Raw genomic sequence first — 24234 nt, forward strand, 5'->3', positions numbered from 1 at the left:
ACGACCGGGACAACGATCTCGGTCGTTGAGCGAGGGAGCGCCAGCGACCGAGACGAAACGCCTCGAATCTCACTGCTACGCCCGGCCCGGGACGTCTCGTCTCTGCCTTTCGACTCGCAAGCTCGCTCAACGACCGGGACAACGATCTCGGTCGTTGAGCGAGGGAGCGCCAGCGACCGAGACGAAACGCCTCGAACCTCACTGCTACGCCCGGCCCGGGACGTCTCGTCTCTGCGTTTCGACTCGCAAGCTCGCTCAACGACCGGGAAGCAGGCCCGCTAGTCATAGGTGGCCTCCGCGGTCCACGCGTCGCCGTCGCACACCAGCAGCCACGCCGATCCGTCGGCGTCGACGACCTGGAACCGGTACGCACGCCGCGAGCGCGCGGCATCCCATCCCCGCTCGACCACGGGCCACGGCCCCGCCCAGGCCTCGATCGCCCGCCGGCGCCCGCTCTCGATGAAGAACGCGGGGACGGCTGCGACGTTGCCCCGCTCGTCGACATCGACCAGCTCGCCCCCGAGCGCGCGCACGTCGACCGGCACCGGATCGGCGAACACCGTCGTCGGCAGCGGATCGGGCAGACTCCCCGGCCATGGACGCGCGCGCTGCGCCGCGAGGCCGCCGGCGCCTGTCGTTTGCCGGTCGCGCTCGTCGCGGTCACCCCAGGGCACGAGCACCTGGCGCTCCGCCAGCCATCGCCCGCCGCCGATCGCGGGGGTCAGCACACCCCGGTGCCCGAGCATCGCCTGCACGCGCGACAGCGCATGGTGCACCCGCTCCTCGGGGCCGCCCCCGAACAGCGCGGGGGCGTGATGGGATGCCGCGTCCACAGTCTCGGGCGAGATCCGCACCAGGGCGACCCCACTGCGCAGCCCGCGCCCCGCGGCGTCCCCGGTGCCGACGTCTTCGGCGAGCTGCCACCGCACGCGGTCGACGACCGCGGCGGCATCGAACGAGCCGGGATGCAGCCACACCCGCTCGCTGCGCTCCCCGCGGTCGCCGACGAGCTCGACCCGCAGCTCGGTGCAGACGAGATCCACCGCGCCCAGACCCGCGACGAAGTCGTCGGCGGTGACGCGCATGGCGAACGCCACCTGGTCGGCGATCTCGAGCGGCGGCTCGAACGCGACCTCGCGCTGCAGCTCGGGCGGCGGCGTGCGCGGCTGCACCGGCCGCGAGTCGTGCCCCGCGGCGAGGGCGTGCAGCCGGACGCCCCGCTCGCCGAACCGCTCGCGCACGCGGTCGGGCTCCATCGCGGCGAACCCGCCGAGCGTCTGCACGCCCAGCCGCGCGAGGAGTCCCACGAGGTCCGCTGCATCCTTCGTCCCGGCTGCGCCCGCGCCGATCATCGCCGACGCGTCGAGCACGGCGACCGACAGCGGCGCGAGGAACCCCGCCGCCCCACCGGCGGGCACGACGAAGACCGGGTCGTCGGCGCTCGTGCCGCCGCGCGCCGCCTGCTCCGCGGTGAACGGGCCGTCGGCGATCCCCGCCCGGACTCCGTCGAGGCCGGCATCGCGCAGCGCGCCGATCAGCATGCGGGCGGCCTCGGTCTCGCCGCCGTAGTACCGCGCCGGGCCGCGGGCGCGCAGTGCGCACAGTCCCGGCCGCACCAGCTGGACGCCGGGCGCCCGCTCCTCGATCAGCGACACGATGGGCGCGAACGCGCGGTGATCGCGCGCGGCATCCGCGTTCACCAGCTTCAACCCCGGGCATCGCGCCTGCGCATCGCGCCGTCGCTGCCCGCGGCGCACCCCCTCGGCGCGCGCGGACGCCGAGCATGCGACGACGAGATTGCGCTCGATGACGGCGATCGGATGCCGCGACCTGTGCTCCGCGCCCGACGGCGACCCACCAGACGCGGCCGCTCCAGAACCGGCCGCGCCCGGCAGCGCCGCGCCAGACACTGCCCCGCCAGACGACGCCGCGCCAGGCAGCGCCGCGCCAGGTAGCGCCCCGCCCGACGGCGACCTGCCGGACCGAGCGCCCCGCCTTGTACCTGCCCGCGCCTCCGGACCCGCGCCCAGCCGATCGCCCGTGTCACGCTGCTCCGCGACCTCGTCCGACTCGGAGCCCGGCCGCTTCCCGGAGACGGCCGGCCGCGAGCCCGGCCGCTGCGCAGCCGCACCCGCCTCCCGCTCGAGAGCCGTGACCGGCCAGTCGGGAAACCACAGCACGAGGCTCCGAACGGGCGTTCCCGGCGTCATGTCACCCCACCGCCCTGACCCGATGACCGAGCGAGACCTCGTACGCCGAGGCGGCGGCCGGATGCAGCGACTCGACAGGACGCATCCGCTCGGGCGCGGCGGAGACGTGGCCCGCCGCATCCGGGAGCATCACGCGAGCTCGCCGGGATCGCGGCCAGCGGCGGCTCGAGGAGGTGAGCGTCACCTCGCGACCCGAGAGATAGCCGTGCCCGCGGCCGACGCCCTCCCATGCCGGCTCACCCACCTCGATCACGGCCTCGGCCTGCGGCCACGGCCCCTGCACGAGCAGCACCGCACCGCGATCGCGCAGCCGCGCCGCCAAGCGGGAGATCTCGCCGTCGGCGGCGCGCCCGGACGGACGCACCGCGACCACCGGCAGCACCTCGGCGACGGTCGAGGTCACCGCGAGCCAGCGCGCCCCCGGATCGGGGATGAGCACGAGCCGCGACAGATCGACCCCCAGCCCCTCGGCCGCCTCGGCGCCGAGCCGCGGCATCCCGACCACACCGCACCAGGACCCGGACTGCGACGGCTGGGCGAGCAGCGCCAGCAGCACCGACGTCGACCGCGGGAGGGAGTAGGCCGATCCGGGACGCAGGCCGCCCCCGGGAAGCAGCGAGGCGAGGGCGGGATGCACCGGCAGCACCGGCGCGTCGAGCCGGCGTCCCTGCACCCGCTCGAGCTGAGCGCGCAGCTGTGCGACGGTGTTGGTCGATCCTTGGCCCATGCCCGCGTCTGCCGAAGCTGTTCTCCCCGCGCGGAGGGCGGCAGGCTCGGGGGCCGTCGGCTCATGCCCGACGGTCTCGTGCACGTGCTGTGCCGTGAGCTGCACGATCGCCCCCATTCCCACATTCTAGAACAGATGTTCTAGTCATTCAACCGCTGGGAACGAGCGTACCTTCCACTTCCGACAGTTATGTTCGATTCCACCACCCGTTCCACCGCGAACGCAGCGTGTAGCCTCAGGGCCATGAGCGAACCGAGGATCCCACGGAAGGCCTACGAACAAGAGCTCCGTCGCCTGCAGGCTCGACTCGTCGACATGCAGGCATGGGTGCAATCCAGCGGAGCGCGCATCGTGGTGATCTTCGAGGGGCGCGATGCCGCCGGCAAGGGATCCACGATCAAACGCGTATCGGAGTATCTCAACCCGCGCGTCACCCGCATCGTCGCTCTGCCGACGCCGACCGAACGCGAGCGAACCCAGTGGTACTTCCAGCGCTATGTGCCTCACCTGCCGGCCGCCGGCGAGATCGTGCTGATGGATCGCTCCTGGTACAACCGCGCCGGCGTGGAACACGTCATGGGCTACTGCACGAACGCCGAGTACCACCGCTTCCTCCACCAGGCGCCCATCTTCGAGCGCATGCTCGTCGAAGACGGCATCCTTCTCCTCAAGTACTGGTTCAGCGTGTCGGCCGCCGAACAACTGCGACGGTTCCGCTCTCGCGCCGACGACCCGACACGACGGTGGAAACTCAGCCCCAACGACGTGCTGTCGATCACGAAATGGGAGGACTACTCCCGCGCGAAAGACAGCATGTTCGTGCACACCGACATCCCGGAGGCGCCCTGGCACGAAGTGCCATCGGTGGACAAGCGCCGCAGCCGGATCAACATGATGTCGCATCTGCTCTCGCGCATACCGTACGAAGTCATCGAGTGTGACGAGGTCGTCATCCCGCCGCAGGCCCCCTCGCACGGATACGAACGACCGCCGCGCAATCTCGAGAACTATGTTCCCGACGTCGCGTCCACACTCCTCGACGAGAGCTGACCCGCCGGCGCATCCAGCGGCGCGCTCTTGCCCGCGCACTCCGCCCGAGGATCACGCCGCCAGTGCGAGATACGGCTCCCACCGCGGATCGGTCCGCTCGGTGCCCCGCACGGTCCACTGTCCGCCACGCGGCGGGCGCGGGAGGAAGCGCAGCTCCCAGTTCATCTCCTGCGGTGTGCGATCGCCCTTGATGTTGTTGCAGCGCAGGCAGCACGCGACGAGGTTCTCCCACGAGTCCGCTCCGCCGCGCGAGCGCGGAAGCACGTGGTCGATCGTCGACGCCGCCTTGCCGCAGTAGCCGCAACGGTGGTTGTCACGCCGCAGCACGCCGCGCCGCGTCACCGGCACATGGCGACCTCCCGGCACCCGCACATAGCGGGTCAGAATGATCACGGCGGGGCGCTCGTACGAGCGTCTGGTGCCCCACACCGGATCTGTCTCGGTGTGTTCCACGACGGTGGCCTTCTCGTTCATCACGAGCACGAGCGCCCGTTTGAACGACACGACCGCGAGCGGTTCGTAGCCCGCATTCAGCACCAGAGTGCGCATTGATCATCCTCTCGAATGGCCGGGACGGCTTCTCGGTTATTCGACATGCGACGATCAAGGGCGCAGGGGCATGAAAAAGGCGCTGTCTTATAGACAGCGCCTTGGCGCCACGGCAATGCCGCGGCATCCACTCGTGCAATGCCGAAGGACGAGGCGTCCAAGCGCATCCATGGTTCGGATGCGTGGTGTGCAGCCCATCGGCTCCCTCCGCTCTCTCAGCGTCGGGATTCAGGCTAACGCACCCAGCGGACACCGGGGCGGTGAAGCCGGTGAACGATGGCGGGCGTGTCGAACAACGAATGCCCACTCCCTTGAAGGGCAGTGGGCATTCGCGGTGATGCGATCGCAGGGATCAGCGTCAGCCGGCGTTGGCCTGCAGCCACGCCCAGGGATCGACGACCGAGCCGTTGATGTGGACCTCGAAGTGCAGGTGGTTCGCCGTGGAGCTTCCGGTGCTGCCCACGAGGCCGATCAGCTGGCCAGCTTCGACGGTCTGGCCGACCGAGACTTGACGGCTGCCGTACGTCATGTGCCCGTAGAGGGTGTTCACCTGCTGACCGCCGATGACATGGTCGATCGAGATTCCGACGCCGTAGCCGCCGTAGCTCTCCTGCGACACCTTGACGACGCCGGCAGCAGCCGCATAGATCGGGGTGCCCTGGGGCGCGAGCAGGTCGACGCCCTGGTGGTAGCCCGAGTCCCAAAGGCCGCGACCCTTGGTGAAGTTGAGGATCGGCCAGCGCACTTCGCCGGTTCCGGGCGAGGTGAGGGCGATGTTGATCGGAACGGACGAGCGCGATGAGGTCGACGCGAGCTTCGCGACCTGACGGGCGCGTTCGGCCGCAGCCTCCTCTGCCTTCTTCTTGTCGATCTCTTCGGCGGTGGTGGCCGCGTAGCTCTCGCGCGACAGCTCGCTCGCGTTCGCATCGGATGCCGCGACGAACGTCTGCGCGTCATCGACCGCCATCTGCTGAAGGGTGACGGCCTCTTCAGGGCCGGCTCCGGCAGTCGCGGCGAACGCGGGGATGGCCACCGTCGCGACGAGTCCGCCCACCATCGTCAGCACGACAAGGCTGCGCAGCGGCTTGGCCACGCGCCCCTTGGTCGACGGTGCGGATGATGAGGTCGCGCGCGCGGTCGTCGGCTTGGACTTCGCGGGCGGCACGGCTCGGGAGCGTCGCACGGGGGTCTTCCGGTTGCGCTCACGACGGTTGGGGTCCGTCGCCGCATGCTCGGGCACGATCGCGTGCGAATCTATCTCTTCAGCCAAACTTGGTCCTCCGGCGCCTCTGCGCCGAGGCGCCTGGCTCGTCAGCACTCGATGTCGGGGCACGATGTGCGGGCTGCACCGCGTGGACGACGAGCCGGTGAGGCAATCCATGCGGGGTCCGGTCGGCGGGCTTCTCGCCTGGTGGACTTCTTGAGGCTACCCGAAGGTCACGTTTATGTCACGCTCCACGCCTGGCAATCTCCGCACAGTGCATTTACGGATGCCGCGGGCGCAGGAAGCGCCGTCATTCCGCAAGGGGCTCGGCCCGGCATCCGCTTTCCCTCAGCGAGGGGCTCGGCCCGGCATCCGCTTTCCTCAGCGGGTCTCGTCGACGAGGAAGATGTGCGACGCGATCTCGACCGGAAGCTCGAGGCCCTCGTCGTTGCCCTGCATCTGCACGAGCACGTAGCCCTCGTTGTAGCGGTAGTCGCCCACGGCGCCCGGCACGACGCCGGCGCCCTTGAGCTGCTGCAGCAGCTCGGGGTCGACCTGCGCGGGCTCGGCGAGGCGGCGCACCGTGCCGGTGATCGGCTCGCCGGCGTCATTCAGCCGGCGCACCAGCCCCACAACACCCTGCTCGAAGCCGTTCGTCGGCACATCGCCGAGCTGGTCGAGCCCGGGGATGGGGTTGCCGTACGGCGACTCGGTGGGGTGGCCGAGCAACTCGACGAGCCGGCGCTCCACCTGCTCGCTCATGACGTGCTCCCAGCGGCAGGCCTCTTCGTGCACGTAGGCCCAGTCCAGCCCGATGACATCGGACAGCAGGCGCTCGGCGAGCCGATGCTTGCGCATGACGTCGACGGCCTTCTGCCGGCCGGCGGCGGTGAGCTCGAGGGAACGGTCCTCAGAGACGACGACGAGCCCGTCGCGCTCCATACGGCCGATGGTCTGCGACACCGTGGGGCCCGAGTGCCCGAGGCGCTCCGAGATCCGTGCCCGCAGCGGCACGATGTTCTCCTCTTCGAGCTCGAGGATCGTGCGCAGGTACATCTCAGTGGTGTCGATCAGATCGGTCATCGCGGTGTCCTCAGTGTTGTCAAGGGGCTGAGGACAGCCTATCCTCTGCCCCCGATGCCCAGGCCGGCCCCCGGGGAGTCCTCCGCCGAGTTCGAGCTGCCAGTGCTGGAGGACCGGGACCGTCGGAATAGTGTTGCGCCATGACTCAGCCGATGCCCGGGGAAGAGTTCTTCGCCCCCGACGAGAAGGCCGTCTCGATCTACCGCGCGCTCGCCCGGCCGCTCGTCGGACTCGAAGGCGTCGAGGTCGTGGTGTCGAAGAGCCAGGTGGCATTCCGAGCCCGTCGAGGATTCGCCTACGCGTGGGCACCCGAACGTTACGTGAAGAGTGACGTGCCAGTAGTCGTGTCCATCGCGCTTCGGGAGGAACTGCGCTCCCCTCGATTCAAGGAGGTCTCTCATCCGTCGTCGTCGACGTGGATGCACCATCTGGAACTGCGCACGGTGAAGGATGTCGATCGCGAGCTGATCACCTGGATGGAGCGCGCCTATGAAGAGGCTCGCTAGCGTTCTTGCGCATCTCCACTGATCGACACCCGCACCGCGGCGGGCCTGTTGGACGATGCGTGAGCGCGCCGCCGCGGCCGGACGCACTCGTCGCGGCATCCAGTCCCCGTCCGGTCCTCCCCCACAGGTCAACCGCCCTTCCACAGGTCAACCGCCCTTCCACAGGAGGTTCCGACGTCCGTTCTCCTGTAGAGGCGCGGTTGACCTGTTGACGGAAGCACGCACACGGCCCAGTTCGCTACCATCGGGCCAATCCAGACGCGAAGCAGGTGCAGCGTCCCACTTGATCCTGCGAAACAGGTCGATCACGCTTCTAGAAGAAACTCGCGCACCCACCACGTGTAAAGGCGCGGTTGACCTGTCGGCGAAGGAAGACCGCGCTCGGTCGCACGTGCCTCACACCGCCCGATGAAGCCCCTGCGCGACCGCGCGCATGATGAGGTCCTGCACCTCATGCCAGCGTTCGATCACCTGCACGTAGGTCACTCGGATCACGTGATAGCCGAGCAGCATCAGCGCAGCGTCGTGCGCGACATCCTCGGCTCGCTGCAGACCGACGTGGTGCCCGCCGTCGATCTGCACGACGAGACGGTCACCGATCAGGAAGTCGACGCGGTGCCCCTGGATCCAGATCTGGCAGCGAACCGGATGCCGCAGCCATTTGAGACGCACGGCGAAGAGCGTCTCCAGCCCCGAGTCCGAGAACGGGCCCGCCGCATTGAGCACCCGGCGCGCCGCGGGTCGCAGGCTCAAGCGCGCGAGTTCGCCCTTCGCCACCAGCCCGTTGTTGAGCGCGGACTCCCACACTGCCAGTGCCCGCTCGTATGGCTGACAGCTCGCCACGATGACGAGCGTGTTCAGGATGCTGTCCTCCAGCGCACCGGGGGCGCGTGGCTCGGCGGGAACCGACCAGTGCACCGTGGCCTTGCCGTCGGGCAGGTTCAACCGTGACGCGGTGGGAGGCACACCGACGTGCGCCCCGAATTCCCCCAGCACCCAGAGACCGAGCCGCTTCGCGCGGGTGACACACGTCAGCACGACACCTGCTCGGGCCGCCGCGAGGAGATACGGGTCGGCATCCCCGACTGCCACCCATCCGCGCCGAGGACTCGTGAGCCGTCCGTCAGCCAGCGCCGCGGCGATCGCGTGCCGGCTCGTGCCTGCGTCCACGAGCGCGGTCGTGCGGACAACCCCGCCGAGGTCTTTCACTTCGTCCCGGAGATCTGCCATCCCCGCAGAGTCTCGGATCCTCAAGGGCTCGACCGTCGGCCACGGCTGTTTTCGGGACAACTCGGCCCGACAGCATCCGTTCGCCCCTCTGTGGAGGCGGCGGCGAACAGGTCAACCGCGCTTCCACAGGAGGTCTGCGGCGCAGTTCTCCTGTAGCGGGCCGGTTGGCCTGTTGCACGCAGGTGCCGGGCCCTCGGAGGTCGCGCCGCGCCAGATGCCGCCGGTTCACACGTGAGTGGCGACAACGCCACCCCGTTCGACAGGACAACCGCGCGTCCGCAGGACATCTGCGGCCCCGGTTCTCCTGGAGAAGGCCGGTTGACCTGTGCGACGACGGGTGCCGACAATACTCACGACGACGGACGCCGACACCCGCGACGACGGATGCCGGCACGCTCGACGACGGGTGCCGACACCCGCGACGACGGATACCCGCACCGCTCCGTATCCCGCCCCCTCACCCGCGACTGGTGACACCTCCCGCTCGCCGTTCAACAGGTCAACCGCGCTTCCGCAGGAGATCCGCGCCCCCGGTTCTCCTGTGGAGGGCCGGTTGACCTGTTGAAGACGTGGCGGAGGCCCGGCGGGCGCCGCGCGATCCCGAGCCGCAGCGTCACAGGCTGTCACGGGGACGGGGCGCCGGCGCGCGGCTCTCTAGAATCGACGCATGGCCCACGTCCTCCTGCCCCGCGAGATCCTTCCCACCGATGGACGCTTCGGGTGCGGCCCGTCGAAGATCGCGCCCGCCCACATCGAGGCGCTCGCAGGACCCGGAGCGGCGCTGCTGGGCACGTCGCACCGTCAGGCGCCCGTCAAGGACCTGGTGGGCCAGGTGCGCGCCGAGCTGAGCCAGCTGTTCCGTCTGCCGCACGGCTACGAGGTCATCCTCGGCAACGGCGGCTCGACCGCATTCTGGGATGCCGCGGCCTTCGGCCTGATCGAGAAGCGCAGCCAGAATCTCGTGTTCGGCGAGTTCGGCGGGAAGTTCGCCGCCGCGGCGAAGACGCCGTGGCTCGATGCTCCCGACGTCCGCAAGGCCGAGCCGGGCACCCGCACCCTCGCTGAGGCGGTCGAGGGCGTCGACGTCTACGCCTGGCCGCACAATGAGACCTCTACCGGCGTCTCGACCCCGGTCACGCGCGTGCACGGCGACGAGGGCGCCCTCACCGTCATCGACGCGACCAGCGCCGCGGGCGGCATCGACTTCTCGGTGCACGAGGCCGACGTGTACTACTTCGCGCCGCAGAAGAACCTCGGCTCCGACGGCGGCCTGTGGTTCGCGCTCGTCTCGCCGGCGGCGATCGAGCGCATCGAGCGCATCGCGGCGTCGGGCCGCTACATCCCCGAGTTCCTCAGCCTCAAGAACGCCCTCGACAACTCGCGCCTCAACCAGACCCTCAACACCCCGGCGCTCGCGACGCTGTTCCTCCTCGACAAGCAGCTCGACTGGATCCTCTCGTCGGGCGGCCTGCAGTGGGCGGACGCCCGCACGCGCGAGTCGTCGCAGGCGCTGTACGACTGGGCCGAGGCATCCGCCTTCGCGACGCCGTTCGTCGCCGATGCGGACGACCGCTCCCCCGTCGTCGTGACCATCGACTTCGACGAGTCGGTGGATGCCGCGGCCGTGGCCAAGAGCCTCCGAGCGAACGGCATCGTCGACACCGAGCCCTATCGCAAGCTCGGTCGCAACCAGCTGCGCGTCGCGACGTTCGTGTCGATCGAGCCTGACGACGTGCGTCAGCTCATCCGCTGCATCGACTACACGGTCGAGCGACTGGGCTGATCCGCGTCCTCGCCGGCGGCGTCGTCGAGCGGTGACGGTGACGGCGACAGCACCGCGGAGACGATCGCCTCGATGGCGAACTCCGAGGCGTGCGCCAGGTCGACGGCGTCGGGGTCGAGCAGCCACTGCACCTGGAGCCCGTCCATGACGGCCAGGATGCTCGTCGACGCGAAGCCGACGGTGTCGGGCGCCGTGATGCCGCGTTCGGCGCACACGACCGCGAACGCGTGCGCGACCTCGGCCCGCAGCGTCCGGTAGCGCTTCTCGAAGAAGTCGCGACCGGGGTGGTCGTCGGTCACCGACTCGGCCGAGAGCACGACGTAGGCCTGCACGATGCCGGCCCGGTGCGCATTGACGAATGCCGTGCGCACGAGGTGGCGGAAGAGCGCCAGCCCGTCAGGGATGTGCTGTTCATCGAGGTCTGCGACATCGGTCTCGTCCCGGTGCTGCAGCACTTCGAGGAGCAGTTCGTGCTTCGAGCCGAAGTGGTGGAGGATCCCCGCGTGGGTCATGCCGACCTGGTCGGCGATCTCCTGGAGCGTGCCTCCGGTGAACCCCTTGCTGCCGAAGATCTCGACGGCGGCATCGAGGATGTCGCGTCGCTTGGCGAGTGTCTCGGGCCGCGAGCGCGGCTGCCGACGCTGTCCTGCCATCGGTCGGCACCCCCTTCTTCGCCGGGTCCCGAGTGCGATTTCGCCGGCGCTGTGAGTCTACGCACGGCCTTCCCATGCGCTGCGGACCACCCTAGTTGCAAAAGTTACTTACTTGATTGTAAGTTGATCCGGCAATCACCCTGACGCCGTCGTCACTTGCGGGAGACACGACGTCGTGCTCACACATCAAGGAGAAGCAATGAGGCTCAGAACAACGTTCGCCGCCGTCGGTGTCGCCGCGGCGCTGGTGCTCACCGGCTGCGCCGGTGGGGGTGGCAACGACGCCGACTCCGCCGGAGCGGCGCTCACGATCGCCAAGCCCGACGGCGCGATCACCACCGAGTCGAACAACCCGTACCTGGGCGACTCGTCCGCCTCGAAGTACGCCTACGGCAAGGTCATCTTCGAATCCCTCGCACTCGTCAACCCGACCGGCGACCTCGGCACCACACCGTGGCTGGCCGAGTCCGTGACGTGGAACGACGACTACACCCAGCTCACCGCGGTCGCCCGCAGCGGCGTGACCTGGAGCGACGGCGAGGAGTTCACCGCCGACGACATCGCGTTCTCCTTCAATCAGGTGCTCGACGGCAAGCTCAACGACACCAACGCACTCGACATCAAGAGTGTGAACGTCGACGGCGACACCGTCACCATCGACTTCAACAGCTCGAAGTACACACAGCAGGCCCGCGTGCTGCACTTCCAGATCGTGCCCGAGCACATCTGGAGCGAGATCGAGGACCCGAACACCGACCCTCTCACCGGCGAGGGCCAGGTCGTGGGCACCGGACCGTACGTGCTCGACTCGTGGACGACCGAGTCGGTCACCCTCACCGCGAACCCCGACTACTGGGGCGGCGAGCTGGCCGTGCCCGAGCTGCACTACGTCTCCTACGGCGACAACGCGGCCCTCACGACCGCGCTCGCCACCGGCGAGGCGGACTGGGCGCAGGCGTTCATCCCCCAGATCGAAGACAGCTACCTGTCGGCCGATCCCGACAACAAGTTCCTCGCGTCGCCCACCGCGGGCGCTGGAACGCTGTTCATGAACCTGCAGACCAAGCCGTTCAACGACCCGGCACTCCGTCAGGCGCTCGCCTGGACGATCGACCGTCAAGCCTACGTCGACATCGCGCGCGAAGGCGCGAGCGAGGTGGTCTGGAGCGTCACCGGTCTCGGCACGCTGCTGGATGACGAGGTCCTTCCCGAGTACGCCGGACAGAACTACTCGGTCGACGTCGACAAGGCCCGCGCGATCCTCACCGACGCCGGCTACACCTGGGACGGCGACGCGCTCATCGACCCGGACGGAGAGCCGGTCTCGTTCTCCATCTCGGTCCCCGCGGGCTGGAGCGACTGGAACACCGAGCAGGCGCTCATCGCCGAGGAGCTCAAGGAAGGCCTCGGCATCGACGTCAAGGTCGACCAGCCCGACTGGGGCGGCTGGGATGCTGCACGCCAGGAGGGCACTTTCCAGGCGATCATCCACTGGCTCGAGGACACCGGCAACGCGTACGGCCTGTACACGTCCACGATGGACCCGAAGTGGATCGTCGACGGCAAGGCTGCGTTCAACTTCGGCCGCTTCGACGACCCCGCGGTCACCGACGCGCTGAACACCTACGCGAACGCGTCGTCGGACGCCGATCGTGAAGCCGCTCTCGCGGTGATGCAGACGGCGTTCGTCGAGAACGTGCCGGCGATCCCGCTCGGCGCGCACCCGCTCCTGGGCGAGTTCAACACGCGCAACTACGTCGGATGGCCGTCGGAGGACGACCAGTACGCCTCGGCCGACCCGACGCAGCCCGCGATCGTGCAGATCCTCACGCAGCTGCAGCCCGCCGAATGACACACCGCAGGCGGGGCGGATGCGCAGCATCCGTCCCGCCTGCACGTCAGCCCTCACGAAAGCGAACCAGCACCGATGAGCGAATCGCTGCTCTCCGTCCACGACTTCTCGATCGTCTACGACGTCGATCCCCCGGTACGGGCGGTCAAGAACGTCACCCTCGAACTCCAGCGCGGTGAGATCCTCGGACTCGCCGGCGAGAGCGGATGCGGCAAGACGACCCTCGCCTACGGCGTCCAGCGCCTGCTCAAGCCCCCGGCCGTGATCACGAGCGGCTCCGTCGTCTTCCACGACGCGACCGGCGAGGACGTCGACATCAACAGCCTCGAGGCCGAGGAGATGCGCCGCTTCCGCTGGGACAAGATCTCGATGGTCTTCCAGGGCGCGATGAACTCGCTGAACCCGGTCGCGACCATCGGCTCCCAGCTGGAGGACGTCTTCGAGGTCCACCGCCCCGCTCTCTCCCGCTCGCAGCGGCGCGAGGCCGTCGTCGAACTGCTCGAGATCGTCAAGGTCGGCGCGCAGCGCTACCGCTCGTACCCGCACGAGCTGTCCGGCGGCATGCGACAGCGCGTCATGATCGCGATGGCGCTCGCGCTTCGCCCCCAGCTCATGGTCATGGACGAGCCGACCACCGCCCTCGACGTGCTCGTGCAGCGCGAGATCCTGCGTCAGATCTCGCACCTGCGTCACGAGTTCGGATTCTCGGTGATCTTCATCACCCACGACCTGCCGTTGCTGCTCGAGATCAGCGACCGCATCGCGATCATGCGCGACGGCGAGATCGTCGAGCTCGACACCGCGGAGCGGATCTGGACCGACCCCCAGGACGAGTACACCCGTACGTTGCTGGCCTCGTTCCCCAGACTCACCGGCGAGAGAGGGGTGGTCCACCGATGACCGTCCTCGAGTTCGACGGCGTCACGAAGGTGTACTCCGTGCGCGGCGCCGGCCAGGTGAAAGCGCTCGACGACGTGAGCTTCACGCTCCGCTCCGGCCAGACGATCGGCCTCGTCGGCCAGTCCGGAAGCGGCAAGTCGACCATCGCGAAGATCCTCACCCAGCTCGAGACGCCTACGAGCGGCGAGGTGCGTCTCGACGGCGAGCCGATCCCCCGTCGGGGCAAGGGCCTGCGTGCGTACCGTCAGCAGCTGCGGATGGTGTTCCAGGACCCCTTCGCGTCGCTGAATCCGTACCACTCGATCCGCTACGCCATCCAGCGGCCCCTCCAGCTCGACGACGTCGTCCCGAAGGGCCAGCTCGACGACGAGGTGCGTCGGCTCCTCAGCCGCGTGCGGCTCGACGCCGACGCGGTGATCGACCGCCGGCCGCACGAGCTCTCGGGGGGTCAGCGCCAGCGCGTCGCGATCGCCCGGGCCCTGGCATCCCGCCCGAAGCTGCTGGTGGCCGACGAGCCCGTCTCGATGCTCGACGTGTCGATCCGCCTCGGGGTGCTCAACCTGCTCGCGGATCTGCAGCGCGAGGAGGGGCTGGGAGTGCTCTACATCACGCACGACCTCGCCACCGCCCGGCACTTCAGCGACGAGATCCTCGTGCTCAACCAGGGGCGGGTCGTCGAACGCGGACCCGCCGACGACGTGATCCTGCGTCCCGACAACCCGTACACCCAGGAGCTGCGCGCCGCATCTCCCGATCCCGACACCTACTTCGCGCACGCAGCCGGCATCCTCGGAGGTGAGAAGTGAGCGCCGTCGCCCCCCAGCTGCCAACTCCGGGCTTCGACGCGATCGAGGAGGGCACGACCGCGACCAGTGCCGTCAAGGGCCGCACCCGCGTCCCCTGGCGCTTCCTCGGCAACCGCGCCCTGTTCTACCTGTTCACGCTCTGGGCTGCCATCACGATCAACTTCTTCCTGCCGCGCCTGATGAAGGGCGACGCGGTGAGCGCGTACCTCGCGCGCAACCGCAACGTCACGCCCGAGGCGGCGGAGGCTCTGCGCGCCCTGCTCGGAATGGATACCGACACCTCGCTCTGGCAGCAGTACGTCGATTACTGGGGCCTCCTTCTCCGCGGCGACCTCGGCATCTCGCTGCTGCACGGCATGCGGCCGGTGACCGAGGTGGTCGGCCAGTCCCTGATCTGGACGGTCGGCCTCGTCGGCTTCGCGACGCTCCTCGCTTTCGCGATCGGCACCATCGGCGGCGCCATCGTCGGCTGGCGCCGAGGCAGCCGACTCGACGTCCTCATCCCCATCACCACTTTCTTCAGCACCATCCCCTACTTCTGGCTGGGTCTGCTGGCGATCTCGGTCTTCTCGGTCGCGCTCGGGTGGTTCCCGATCGGCAAGGCCTACGGCGTCGGCGTGGCGCCGGAGTGGTCGTGGGAGTTCATCGGCGACGTGCTCCATCACGGCTTCCTCCCCGCGGCGACGATCGTCATCGCCTCGCTCGGCGGCTGGATGCTGGGCATGCGGAACATGATGCTCACGGTGCTCGACGAGGACTACGTCACCGTCGCGCAGGCCAAGGGCATGCCCAACGACCGGGTGCTCTGGCGCTATGCCGCTCGCAACGCCGTGCTCCCCCAGATCCAGAGCTTCGCGCTGGCGCTCGGCTTCATCGTCGGCGGCACGATCGTGATGGAAGTGGTGTTCAGCTATCCCGGCGTCGGCAAGCTCCTGCTGGACGCCACCAACGCGAAGGACTACGCCCTGATGCAGGGGGTGTTCCTCGTGCTCACGATCTCGGTGCTGCTGGCGAACCTCCTCGCCGACGTCGCCTACGCGTTCCTCGACCCGCGCACGCGCCAGACGGAGGCCTGAGCATGAACACGATCGTCAACGACACGACAGCGCAGCGTCCGACGAACACGCCGGCGACGGCCACCGTCCGCAGCCCCGCCCCGGCCGGCAAGGTGCCGGGCAAGCCGACCTTCTGGTCCAAGCTGGGCGCCGCATTCGCGATGTTCCGCAACAGGAAGTCGATCACGGGCCTGTCGATCCTCGGGTTCTTCGTGCTCGTCGCGATCTTCGCCGATGTGCTGGCCCCGTACTCCCCCACGAAGGTCGACAACACGGCGCGCTTCCAGCCGCCGTCGGCGGAGCACTGGCTGGGCACGACGCACATCGGCGAGGACGTGTTGAGCCAAGTCATCCACGGCACCCGCGGTGTCATCGTGGTGGGCTTCCTGGCAGCGATCATCGCCACGGTCATCGCGATCGTCGTCGGTGTGCTGTCGGGCTACCTGCGCGGGTGGCGCAGCGAGGGCCTGTCAGCTCTCACGAACGTCTTCCTCGTGATCCCCGGCATCCCGTTGATCATCATCGTGGCGTCGATGTTCGAGGATCCGCCCCTCATCCTCGTCGCGGGAGTACTGGGCCTCATCGGCTGGGCCTGGGGCGCGCGCGTGCTGCGCGCCCAGACGATGTCGCTGCGCAGTCGGGACTTCGTGCAGGCCGCCCGGGCCAACGGCGAACCCCTGCGACGGATCATCGCCGTCGAGATGCTCCCGAACCTCATGGCGCTGATCGCCGCGAGCTTCGTGGGCACCGTGACCGCAGCGATCATCGGCCTCACGACCCTGTCGTACATCGGCATCATCCCGGTGACGACCTACAACTGGGGCACGATCCTCAACTGGGCGAGCGCGCAGGGCGCCTTCCGCCAGGGCCAGTGGTGGTGGTTCCTGCCTCCGGGCCTGTGCATCGCCGCCATCGGCGTGGCTCTCTCGCTGATCAACTTCGGCATCGACGAGTACGTCAACCCGCGCCTGCGGTCCGCCGGTGAGCGCGCCCGCGCCATGAAGAAGAAGGGCATGAACGTGAACGACACCGTCACCGTCGTGCGCACCGACATGAAGACGCAGGAGGACGCGTGACCACCGCGACCAGTCCCGCGTACCTCGACGTCTCGCTCCCGGTCGCCGACCGCATCGCCGATCTCCTGGGCCGCATGACGGCAGAGGAGAAGATCGGCCAGATGCTGCAGCTCGACGCGCGCGAAGATCTCGAGGATCAGGTCGTGCGCATGCACGCCGGGTCGATCCTGCACCCCTCGCCCGAGAAGGTGCTGCGCGCCCGCGAGCTCACCTTGCAGACGCGCCTGCGGATCCCGCTCCTCGTCGCCGAGGACTGCATCCACGGCCATTCCTTCTGGGAGGGCGCGACGATCTATCCGACCCAGCTCGGCATGGCGGCGTCGTGGGATGCCGGACTGGCCGAGCGCGTCGCACGCGCGACCGCGGTCGAGGTGTCGGCCACCGGCATCCACTGGACCTTCTCGCCGGTGCTCTGCATCGCGCGGGATCTCCGCTGGGGCCGGGTCGACGAGACATTCGGCGAGGATCCGTTCCTCATCGGCGAGCTCGCATCGGCGATGGTGCGCGGCTATCAGGGTGGTGGCCTCGACGACCCCACCGCGATCCTCGCGACGGCCAAGCACTTCGCCGGCTACTCCGAGACCCAGGGCGGCCGCGATGCGAGCGAGGCCGACATCTCGCAGCGCAAGCTCCGCTCGTGGTTCCTGCCGCCGTTCGAGCGGGTGGCGAAAGAGGGATGCCGCACCTTCATGCTCGGATACCAGAGCATCGACGGCGTGCCCATCACGGTCAACGACTGGCTGCTCAACGACGTGCTGCGCGGCGAGTGGGGATACACCGGCACCCTCATCACCGACTGGGACAACGTCGGGCGCATGGTGTGGGAGCAGAAGGTGCAGCCCGATTACGCGCACGCCGCCGCTGCCGCCGTGCTCGCCGGCAACGACATGATCATGACCACGCCCGGCTTCTTCCAGGGCGCACTCGATGCGCTGCGGCACGGCCTCATGACCGAGGAAGCCCTCGACCGCGCGGTGACCCGCATCCTGCTGCTCAAGTTCGAGTTCGGCCTCTTCGAAGACCCGCGTCTGCCCGACCGCGAGCGCATCGCGGCGGCGGTCGGCTCGGCCGAGCACACCGCGCTCAACCTCGAGGCGGCACGTCGATCCCTCGTGCTGCTGCGCAACGACGGCACGCTGCCGCTCGCCGGCGGCGTGACGGCGGACGAATCCGGACGCGTCCGGGTCGCGGCATCCGGCCCCCGCCGCATCGCTGTCGTCGGCCCCCTCGCCGACGATGCGCAGACGCAGCTGGGCGACTGGGCCGGATCATCCGGCCAGGTGGACTGGATCCCCGACGGCCACCCCCGCGGGATGATCACGACGGTGCTCGACGGCCTGCGCGCGCATGCCCCCGCGGACTGGGAGATCCGGCACGCGCGCGGTGCCGACATCCTCACCCTCGAAGAGGACCCCGAGGGCGCGTTCTTCCCCGACGGGCAGCCTCGGCCCCAGGTCGTCGTGCCGAGCCCGCCGGACGCGGCGCTCATCGCGGAGGCGGTGGCCGCGGCCGAGGGTGCCGACTACGTCGTCGCCGTGGTCGGGGATCGCATCGAGCTGGTCGGCGAAGGCCGATCGACTGCGACGCTCGAGCTCGTCGGCGGCCAGCTCGCCCTGCTCGAGGCGCTCGCCGGCACCGGCACCCCGCTGGTGGTGGTGCTGCTCGCATCGAAGCCGCACGTCCTGCCGCAGACGGTGATGGATGCCGCGGCCCTGATGTGGGCTGCGAACCCCGGAATGCAGGGCGGTCAGGCTGTGGCGGAGTTGCTGCTGGGGCTCATCGAGCCGACCGGTCGCCTGCCGATCTCGTTCGCCCGCCACGCCGGCCAGTTGCCGATCTACTACAACCGGATCCGCGGCCAGCACGGCGACCGCTACGCCGATCTGACGCAGAGTCCCGCCTTCGCGTTCGGCGAGGGCCTGTCGTACTCGACGGTGGAGTACTCGGGCCTGCGGATGGTGGATCCCGCGCCGGACCGCGAGGGCACGGTGCGCGCGCTGGTCGAGCTGCGCAACAGGGGCGAACGCCCCGCGCACGAGGTCGTGCAGGTCTACGTGCGCGACCCCTTGGCATCTGTCAGCTGGGCCGACAAGGAGCTCAAGGCCTATCGGCACGTCGATCTGCAGCCCGGCGAGACTGCCACGGTCGAGCTGTCGCTGCCGGTGGCCGACTGCACGATCGTGGATGCCGCCGGCAGGCGCCTCGTCGAGGCCGGGGAGTTCGAGCTGCTGGTCGGCCCGTCCTCACGCGAAGATGCCCTCCTCAGCGCCCGATTCCAGGTCGCGGACGCCGCGGCAACGTCGACCTCGTCCGACCGACGCGCCGTCGAGCACCGCTGACGCCGACGCGAGAGGGTGGATCACCGCTGCGCTGCGGGCAGCGGTGATCCACCCTGTCGTCGTGCTCCGAGGGGCCAGGCCTCACGACTCGTCGGCGTCGTCCTCTTCTGAGTCCTCGTCGTCCGAGTCGTCGTCCGAGTCGTCCTCGTCGGACTCCTCGTCGTCGTCGAGGTCGTCGGACTCGTCGTCATCATCGCGGTCGTCGTCGAAGTCGTCGTCCTCTTCGTCGTCCTCGTCGAAGTCGTCATCCTCGTCGGAGTCGTCGGCGTCCTCGTCATCGTCGGCACCGGCCTCGGCGAGCTCGTCGATGTCGACCCCGTCGACGTCGCCGGCGTGGAGGATGGACGATCCGTCGTCGTCGAAGTCCGACGCATCGAGGTCATCGACGTCGTCGAGGTCTTCGTCCTCGTCGTCCTCGTCATCCTCGGCGTGGGCGGCCTCGGCCAGCGCCGCCTGCGCGGCGTGGTAGTCGGCGAGGCGCACGGCCCACGGCACCCAGTCCGGCGCGAGCAGCGCGCCGTCGCCCGGCAGAAGCTCGACCTCGAGCACGGTGGGCTCGGCATCGTCGACGCGCGCGAGGCTCACGGTCCAGAACCACCCCGGGTAGCCCGAGAGGCGGTTCGCGAACCGGAGCGAGACGACTCCTCCGGCTTCCACGCGATAGTCCGCGGGTTCGCCGATCGACGTCTCGGGAGTGATCTCGCGCAGCGCCGCGAGCGCGAGGTCGTGAGCGGCGAGCAGCTGCGGATCGGGCTCGATGACGGCAGCCTCGTCCGGCTCGACGACGGCAGCCTCGTCCGGCTCGACGACGTCGGCCTCGTCGGGCTCGACGACGGCAGCCTCGTCCGAGGCAGCGGATGCGGCATCCGTCACTGCGGACTCGTCAGATGGCGCGTCAGAGGCGGCGTCCGCTGCGGCGACGACGTCGGCAGGATCGGCCGGATCAGGCGTCGAGCTCATCAGCCACCTTGCGCAGCACGGCGGCGACCTTCTTGGCGTGCGCGCCGCTCGGGTATCGGCCGTGGCGGAGGTCGCCGCCGATGCCGTCGAGCAGCTTCATGAGGTCCTCGATGATGATCGCCATGTCGTCGGCGGGCTTGCGGGAGCGCTTGGCGAGGCTCACCGGGGCCTCGAGCACGCGCACCGACAGCGCCTGCGGGCCGCGCTTGCCGTCGGCGATGCCGTACTCGAGCCGCGTGCCGGCCTTGGGTGCGGGCGTGCCGGGAGGCAGGGCGGTGGCGTGCAGGAAGACGTCCTGACCGTCTTCAGAGGTGATGAAGCCGAACCCCTTCTCCTCGTCGTAGAACCTGACCTTGCCGGTGGGCATCGAAACCTCGCTGGATCGGTCGCCGCGAACACCGCGGCGAAACAGAGCATGACAAAAGCGGGGTCTTCCAACCCCGGTACCCAGCCTAACGGACCGGTGCACATTCGGATCGTGGCGCCGACGCCAGCGAGTAGGCTGGAGCGGATGAGCACAAACCCTGCCGGCGACGTTCCCGTCCGCCGCATCGACCGCATCCTGGCCTTCATGTCGCTGGGCCTGCTCGTGCTCTCGATCCTGAGCTTCTTCGCGATCATGATCGCGTCCGCCGCCGGCGCCGACATGAGCACCGGCGTCTGGCCCCTCGTGGGCGTGCTGGTGTACGTCGCTCCTCTCGTGGCGTTCGCACTGCTGCTCGCGGTCTTGATCATGAGCTTCGTGCGGAGGGCTCGAGCCAACCGAGGAGGCTGACACGCTTGGTCTCCGACGCGCGCGCTCTTGCGACGCGGCTCGCCGAACTCGGTGACGCCGCGCTCGCCCGGACGCTCGCGGCGCGCGGCGTCTCGGCACAGAGCGGCTGGCACGACTTCTTCGACGCGGCCGAGGGGCTCCTCGATCCCACGTCGGTCGACCGCGCGCTGACGCATCTCGACCGGCGCGACCTCATCGCCCTGCACACCGGAGCGGGTCCGCTCGACGGCGCGCCCGCGCGTCTCGCGCTCGTCGATGCGGAGGGCATCGCCTACACGGCGGTCGTCGAGCGGGTCGCTGCGGCCGCCGACGCGACTCCGAACGCCTTCCGCCCCGTCCTCGCACCCGCCGACCCGGTGCCGGCCGAGCCGCGCGCCGCCGCGGCCGCCGCCGAGCGTGCGTTCACGACCGCCGGCTCGCTCGCCGACATCCTGCTGGCGTGCCTGCACGCTCCGCTCGCACGCACGGGGGCCGGACCGATCAGCGCAGTGGACCGCCGGCGGCTGACGGATGCCGGCGCCATCGAGTTCGCCGAGGACCTCGAAGACCTACTCGCCTCCGCCGCCGACGCGGGACTCGCGGACGCCCGCGAACGCGAGTGGACCGTCACCGACGCGGGCGAGCAGTGGCTCGAGGCCCCGACGCCGGAGCGCTGGGAGACCATCGCCGAGGGGTTCCGCGCCGCGCTGCCCGACGGGCTGCGCACCCCGGCGCACGGCTTCCTCGTGCCCGACGCGTGGCCCGACATCTACCCGCTCGACCCGGAGTGGCCGGCACGCGCCGACAGGCTGCGCCGCATCGGCGTGCGCTGGGGGTTGTTCGGCAGGGACGACCCCGCCGCCGAGTTCGCTTGGACCACGGCGCTGCGGGCCGGCGAGCCTGCGGATGCCGGCACCATGGCCGCCTACCTCCCCGCCGAGATCGACCGTGTCTATCTGCAGGCCGACCTCACGGCGATCGCGCCGGGTCCGCTCGCGCCCGCCCTCGACCTGCGCCTGCGTTCCATCGCCGTGCGCGAGTCCCGCGCGCAGGCGTCGACGTACCGGTTCACCGCGGCGTCGGTGGGCGCTGGCATGACCGAGGGCGAGACCGCCGATTCGATGCGCGCCTTCCTCGCCGAACTGTCGCTGACCGGCATCCCTCAGCCGCTCGACTACCTCATCGAGAGCACGGCCGCACGCCACGGGCTCGTGCGCGTGAGCACGGACCACCTCACCGGGCGCACGCGCGTGGAGAGCTCCGACCCCGGCCTCCTCGACGCGATCGCGATCGACCAGGCACTGCGCCCGCTGGGCCTCATCGCCGACAGCGGCCTGCTCACGTCGCGGGTGGCTCGCGACGCCGTCTACTGGAGCCTCGCCGACGCGCGCTACCCGGTGGTCGCGCTCGACGCGGACGGTGCGGCCGAGTCGGTCCACCGCCGGGCCGCGGTCGCGCCGTCCGTGCCCCCGGCGGCTCCGGAGGCGACGTATGCCCGCCTGATCCGCACGCTGCGGGGCGGGCACGGCACTCAGGGCGAGGCGGGCTGGCTCGAACGCGAGCTCGAGCAGGCCGTGCGCGCCCGCGCCGAGATCCTGGTGGTCGTGCGGATGCCGGACGGCTCGGAGCGCTCGTTCGTGCTGGAGGCGGCCGGCCTCGGCGGCGGACGCCTGCGCGGGCGGGATCGCGCCGCGGACATCGAGCGCACCCTCCCGGTGTCGAGCATCGTGAGCGTCGGCGCGGCGTGAGTCCATCCAGGGTGCGCCGGTCGCCGGCGAGCCCCGGTAGACTGGCACGTTATGGCTGACGGCCCCCTCATCGTCCAGAGCGACCGCACGGTTCTCCTCGAGGTCGCGCACCCCGATGCGGAGAGCGCGCGGCACGAACTCGCGATCTTCGCCGAGCTCGAACGCGCCCCCGAGCACATCCACACGTACCGCATCACCCGGCTCGGGCTGTGGAACGCACGGGCGGCCGGTCACGACGCGGGTGACATGCTCGCAACGCTCGATCGCTGGTCGCGCTTCCCGGTGCCGCCGTCGGTGTCGATCGACATCTCCGAGACGGTGGGCCGCTACGGGCGCTTGGTGATCGAACGCAACGAAGAGGGCGAGCTCATCCTCCGATCGACGGATGCCGCGGTCCTGGCCGAGGTGTCCAAGAACAAGCGCATCCAGCCGCTGCTGATCGGCCGCCCCTCCCCCGACGCCTTCGTCATCGACGCGTGGGCGCGCGGCCACATCAAGCAGGAGCTGCTGAAGATCGGCTGGCCCGCCGAGGACCTCGCGGGGTACACGCCGGGCACGCCGCACCCGATCGACCTCGCGGAGGACGGCTGGCACCTGCGGCCGTACCAGCGGCAGGCCGTCGACATCTTCACGCAGGGCGGGTCGGGCGTCGTCGTGCTGCCCTGTGGCGCCGGCAAGACTCTCGTCGGCGCGGCGGCGATGGCCGACACCAAGACCACGACCCTCATCCTCGTGACGAACACCGTCAGCGCCCGGCAGTGGCGCGACGAGCTGCTCAAGCGCACGTCGCTCACCGCCGAGGAGATCGGCGAGTACTCCGGTCAGGCCAAGGAGGTCAAGCCGGTCACGATCGCGACGTATCAGATCCTCACCGCCAAGCGGAAGGGGCAGTACGCCCACCTCGCCCTCCTCGACGCCCTCGACTGGGGCCTCATCGTGTACGACGAGGTGCACCTGCTGCCCGCGCCCGTGTTCAAGCTCACCGCCGACCTGCAGGCGCGGCGGCGGCTCGGGCTCACCGCGACGCTCGTGCGCGAGGACGGCCGCGAGGGCGACGTGTTCAGCCTCATCGGGCCCAAGCGGTTCGACGCGCCATGGAAGGAGATCGAGGCTCAGGGCTTCATCTCGCCGGCCGTCTGCTACGAGGTGCGGGTCGACCTGCCTGCCGGCGACCGCCTCGAGTATGCCGCGGCCGCCGACGACGAGCGGTACCGCCTCGCAGCAACCGCGCCCGCCAAGATCGGCGTGGTCCGCGACCTGGTGGCGCGCCACGAGGGCGAGCGCATCCTCATCATCGGCCAGTACCTGGACCAGATCGACGTGCTCGCCGAAGCTCTGAACGCCCCCAAGATCACGGGCCAGACCCCGATCGACGAGCGGGAGCAGCTGTACCAGGCGTTCCGCGTCGGCGAGATCTCGGTGCTGGTGGTGTCGAAGGTGGCGAACTTCTCGATCGACCTCCCCGAGGCATCCGTCGCCATCCAGGTATCGGGGTCGTTCGGCTCGCGCCAGGAGGAGGCGCAGCGGCTCGGACGCCTGCTGCGTCCCAAGCAGTCGAACCACACGGCGAGCTTCTACACGCTGATCGCCCGCGACACCGTCGACCAGGACTTCGCTCAGAACCGGCAGCGGTTCCTCGCCGAGCAGGGCTACGCCTACACGATCCTCGACGCGCACTCACTCGCGGCCTGACACCCAGAGAACGCCGAACGGCCCGGCGGTGCGATGCAGCGCCGGGCCGTTCGTCCG

Annotated in this window: 21 protein-coding genes; 12 read left to right on the forward strand and 9 right to left on the reverse strand. The window is 69.8% G+C overall.

Annotation, left to right across the window (positions count from 1 at the left end; translation table 11 throughout):
* Positions 1 to 278: 278 nt before the first annotated feature.
* On the reverse strand, positions 279 to 2330 hold the full coding sequence (locus tag MRBLWS13_RS06135; RefSeq protein ID WP_349428137.1) for a DNA polymerase Y family protein: 2052 nt from the start codon (positions 2328 to 2330) through the stop codon (positions 279 to 281).
* Positions 2212 to 2937, reverse strand: a complete 726-nt coding sequence (locus MRBLWS13_RS06140) for a hypothetical protein (protein ID WP_349429001.1) — start codon at positions 2935 to 2937, stop codon at positions 2212 to 2214. Before MRBLWS13_RS06140 ends, MRBLWS13_RS06135 begins: the two co-directional genes overlap by 119 nt.
* Before the next feature lie 243 nt (positions 2938 to 3180).
* Here MRBLWS13_RS06140 and ppk2 point away from each other — a divergent pair, with 243 nt between their 5' ends.
* Positions 3181 to 3987 (forward strand): polyphosphate kinase 2, encoded by an 807-nt coding sequence (gene ppk2 / locus MRBLWS13_RS06145; RefSeq protein ID WP_349428138.1) that lies wholly within the window; start codon positions 3181 to 3183, stop codon positions 3985 to 3987.
* A gap of 51 nt (positions 3988 to 4038) precedes the next feature.
* On the opposite strand, the gene MRBLWS13_RS06150 is transcribed toward ppk2, so the two are convergent.
* The 3 genes from MRBLWS13_RS06150 to MRBLWS13_RS06160 form a co-directional block, all read right to left on the reverse strand.
* Positions 4039 to 4536: an HNH endonuclease gene (locus tag MRBLWS13_RS06150; RefSeq protein WP_349428139.1), complete on the reverse strand. Its 498-nt coding sequence runs from the start codon at positions 4534 to 4536 to the stop codon at positions 4039 to 4041.
* A gap of 358 nt (positions 4537 to 4894) precedes the next feature.
* Complete coding sequence (locus MRBLWS13_RS06155) at positions 4895 to 5776, reverse strand: M23 family metallopeptidase (RefSeq protein ID WP_349428140.1); 882 nt, start codon at positions 5774 to 5776, stop codon at positions 4895 to 4897.
* Positions 5777 to 6121: 345 nt separating this feature from the next.
* The gene (locus MRBLWS13_RS06160; RefSeq protein WP_308869867.1) at positions 6122 to 6823 is read right to left on the reverse strand and encodes a metal-dependent transcriptional regulator; all 702 of its coding nucleotides are present in this window, start codon (positions 6821 to 6823) and stop codon (positions 6122 to 6124) included.
* A 140-nt stretch (positions 6824 to 6963) separates the two neighbouring features.
* On the opposite strand from MRBLWS13_RS06160, the gene MRBLWS13_RS06165 reads away from it, so the two are divergent.
* Positions 6964 to 7329 carry a DUF5655 domain-containing protein gene (locus MRBLWS13_RS06165; RefSeq protein ID WP_349428141.1) on the forward strand — a complete coding sequence of 122 codons (366 nt, stop codon included), beginning with the start codon at positions 6964 to 6966 and terminating at the stop codon, positions 7327 to 7329.
* Positions 7330 to 7725: 396 nt separating this feature from the next.
* Here MRBLWS13_RS06165 and MRBLWS13_RS06170 read toward each other — a convergent pair whose 3' ends face one another.
* Complete coding sequence (locus MRBLWS13_RS06170; protein ID WP_349428142.1) at positions 7726 to 8559, reverse strand: DUF559 domain-containing protein; 834 nt, start codon at positions 8557 to 8559, stop codon at positions 7726 to 7728.
* A 667-nt stretch (positions 8560 to 9226) separates the two neighbouring features.
* Between MRBLWS13_RS06170 and serC the strand changes: the two genes are divergently transcribed.
* Positions 9227 to 10342, forward strand: coding sequence for a phosphoserine transaminase (gene serC, locus MRBLWS13_RS06175; RefSeq protein WP_349428143.1), 1116 nt, complete (start codon positions 9227 to 9229; stop codon positions 10340 to 10342).
* On the opposite strand, the gene MRBLWS13_RS06180 is transcribed toward serC, so the two are convergent.
* On the reverse strand, positions 10318 to 10995 hold the full coding sequence (locus tag MRBLWS13_RS06180; RefSeq protein ID WP_349428144.1) for a TetR/AcrR family transcriptional regulator: 678 nt from the start codon (positions 10993 to 10995) through the stop codon (positions 10318 to 10320). The genes serC and MRBLWS13_RS06180 overlap by 25 nt on opposite strands.
* A 199-nt stretch (positions 10996 to 11194) precedes the next feature.
* On the opposite strand from MRBLWS13_RS06180, the gene MRBLWS13_RS06185 reads away from it, so the two are divergent.
* The 6 genes from MRBLWS13_RS06185 (at position 11195) to MRBLWS13_RS06210 (ending at position 19023) form a co-directional block, all read left to right on the forward strand.
* The gene (locus MRBLWS13_RS06185; protein ID WP_349428146.1) at positions 11195 to 12847 is read left to right on the forward strand and encodes an ABC transporter substrate-binding protein; all 1653 of its coding nucleotides are present in this window, start codon (positions 11195 to 11197) and stop codon (positions 12845 to 12847) included.
* A 75-nt stretch (positions 12848 to 12922) separates the two neighbouring features.
* Complete coding sequence (locus tag MRBLWS13_RS06190; RefSeq protein WP_349428147.1) at positions 12923 to 13747, forward strand: ABC transporter ATP-binding protein; 825 nt, start codon at positions 12923 to 12925, stop codon at positions 13745 to 13747.
* Positions 13744 to 14553 carry an ATP-binding cassette domain-containing protein gene (locus MRBLWS13_RS06195; RefSeq protein WP_349428148.1) on the forward strand — a complete coding sequence of 270 codons (810 nt, stop codon included), beginning with the start codon at positions 13744 to 13746 and terminating at the stop codon, positions 14551 to 14553. Before MRBLWS13_RS06190 ends, MRBLWS13_RS06195 begins: the two co-directional genes overlap by 4 nt.
* Positions 14550 to 15629 (forward strand): ABC transporter permease, encoded by a 1080-nt coding sequence (locus MRBLWS13_RS06200; protein WP_349428149.1) that lies wholly within the window; start codon positions 14550 to 14552, stop codon positions 15627 to 15629. Before MRBLWS13_RS06195 ends, MRBLWS13_RS06200 begins: the two co-directional genes overlap by 4 nt.
* Before the next feature lie 2 nt (positions 15630 to 15631).
* Positions 15632 to 16684, forward strand: a complete 1053-nt coding sequence (locus MRBLWS13_RS06205) for an ABC transporter permease (RefSeq protein ID WP_349428150.1) — start codon at positions 15632 to 15634, stop codon at positions 16682 to 16684.
* The gene (locus MRBLWS13_RS06210) at positions 16681 to 19023 is read left to right on the forward strand and encodes a glycoside hydrolase family 3 N-terminal domain-containing protein (RefSeq protein ID WP_349428151.1); all 2343 of its coding nucleotides are present in this window, start codon (positions 16681 to 16683) and stop codon (positions 19021 to 19023) included. The genes MRBLWS13_RS06205 and MRBLWS13_RS06210 overlap by 4 nt, the downstream gene beginning before the upstream one ends.
* 81 nt (positions 19024 to 19104) lie before the next feature.
* Here MRBLWS13_RS06210 and MRBLWS13_RS06215 read toward each other — a convergent pair whose 3' ends face one another.
* Positions 19105 to 19983, reverse strand: coding sequence for a DUF3027 domain-containing protein (locus tag MRBLWS13_RS06215; RefSeq protein ID WP_349428152.1), 879 nt, complete (start codon positions 19981 to 19983; stop codon positions 19105 to 19107).
* Entirely contained in the window at positions 19967 to 20350 is a 384-nt protein-coding gene (locus MRBLWS13_RS06220; RefSeq protein WP_349428153.1) for a cold shock domain-containing protein, read from the reverse strand. The genes MRBLWS13_RS06215 and MRBLWS13_RS06220 overlap by 17 nt, the downstream gene beginning before the upstream one ends.
* A 144-nt stretch (positions 20351 to 20494) precedes the next feature.
* On the opposite strand from MRBLWS13_RS06220, the gene MRBLWS13_RS06225 reads away from it, so the two are divergent.
* Genes MRBLWS13_RS06225 through MRBLWS13_RS06235 form a run of 3 tightly spaced genes read left to right on the forward strand, consistent with a single transcriptional unit; the run spans position 20495 to position 24177 of the window.
* On the forward strand, positions 20495 to 20758 hold the full coding sequence (locus MRBLWS13_RS06225) for a multidrug ABC transporter ATPase (RefSeq protein WP_331910384.1): 264 nt from the start codon (positions 20495 to 20497) through the stop codon (positions 20756 to 20758).
* A 5-nt stretch (positions 20759 to 20763) separates the two neighbouring features.
* A complete protein-coding gene (locus MRBLWS13_RS06230; RefSeq protein WP_349428154.1) occupies positions 20764 to 22485 on the forward strand; it encodes a helicase-associated domain-containing protein in 1722 nt (573 codons plus the stop codon).
* A gap of 51 nt (positions 22486 to 22536) precedes the next feature.
* Positions 22537 to 24177 carry a DNA repair helicase XPB gene (locus tag MRBLWS13_RS06235; protein WP_349428155.1) on the forward strand — a complete coding sequence of 547 codons (1641 nt, stop codon included), beginning with the start codon at positions 22537 to 22539 and terminating at the stop codon, positions 24175 to 24177.
* Positions 24178 to 24234 lie beyond the last annotated feature (57 nt).

The sequence above is a fragment of the Microbacterium sp. LWS13-1.2 genome, from assembly GCF_040144835.1.
In the GTDB taxonomy this organism is placed as follows: Bacteria; Actinomycetota; Actinomycetes; order Actinomycetales; family Microbacteriaceae; genus Microbacterium.

Bases quoted from the DNA above. Each gene is read 5' to 3' on its own strand.
- MRBLWS13_RS06225 (WP_331910384.1), top strand. From the start codon at position 20,495: ATGAGCACAAACCCTGCCGGCGACGTTCCCGTCCGCCGCATCGACCGC.
- MRBLWS13_RS06160 (WP_308869867.1), bottom strand. From the start codon at position 6,823: ATGACCGATCTGATCGACACCACTGAGATGTACCTGCGCACGATCCTC.
- MRBLWS13_RS06185 (WP_349428146.1), top strand. From the start codon at position 11,195: ATGAGGCTCAGAACAACGTTCGCCGCCGTCGGTGTCGCCGCGGCGCTG.
- MRBLWS13_RS06180 (WP_349428144.1), bottom strand. From the start codon at position 10,995: ATGGCAGGACAGCGTCGGCAGCCGCGCTCGCGGCCCGAGACACTCGCC.
- serC (WP_349428143.1), top strand. From the start codon at position 9,227: ATGGCCCACGTCCTCCTGCCCCGCGAGATCCTTCCCACCGATGGACGC.
- MRBLWS13_RS06190 (WP_349428147.1), top strand. From the start codon at position 12,923: ATGAGCGAATCGCTGCTCTCCGTCCACGACTTCTCGATCGTCTACGAC.
- MRBLWS13_RS06150 (WP_349428139.1), bottom strand. From the start codon at position 4,536: ATGCGCACTCTGGTGCTGAATGCGGGCTACGAACCGCTCGCGGTCGTG.
- MRBLWS13_RS06140 (WP_349429001.1), bottom strand. From the start codon at position 2,937: ATGGGCCAAGGATCGACCAACACCGTCGCACAGCTGCGCGCTCAGCTC.
- MRBLWS13_RS06205 (WP_349428150.1), top strand. From the start codon at position 15,632: ATGAACACGATCGTCAACGACACGACAGCGCAGCGTCCGACGAACACG.
- ppk2 (WP_349428138.1), top strand. From the start codon at position 3,181: ATGAGCGAACCGAGGATCCCACGGAAGGCCTACGAACAAGAGCTCCGT.
- MRBLWS13_RS06135 (WP_349428137.1), bottom strand. From the start codon at position 2,330: ATGCGGCGGGCCACGTCTCCGCCGCGCCCGAGCGGATGCGTCCTGTCG.
- MRBLWS13_RS06215 (WP_349428152.1), bottom strand. From the start codon at position 19,983: ATGAGCTCGACGCCTGATCCGGCCGATCCTGCCGACGTCGTCGCCGCA.
- MRBLWS13_RS06170 (WP_349428142.1), bottom strand. From the start codon at position 8,559: ATGGCAGATCTCCGGGACGAAGTGAAAGACCTCGGCGGGGTTGTCCGC.
- MRBLWS13_RS06195 (WP_349428148.1), top strand. From the start codon at position 13,744: ATGACCGTCCTCGAGTTCGACGGCGTCACGAAGGTGTACTCCGTGCGC.
- MRBLWS13_RS06220 (WP_349428153.1), bottom strand. From the start codon at position 20,350: ATGCCCACCGGCAAGGTCAGGTTCTACGACGAGGAGAAGGGGTTCGGC.
- MRBLWS13_RS06235 (WP_349428155.1), top strand. From the start codon at position 22,537: ATGGCTGACGGCCCCCTCATCGTCCAGAGCGACCGCACGGTTCTCCTC.
- MRBLWS13_RS06165 (WP_349428141.1), top strand. From the start codon at position 6,964: ATGACTCAGCCGATGCCCGGGGAAGAGTTCTTCGCCCCCGACGAGAAG.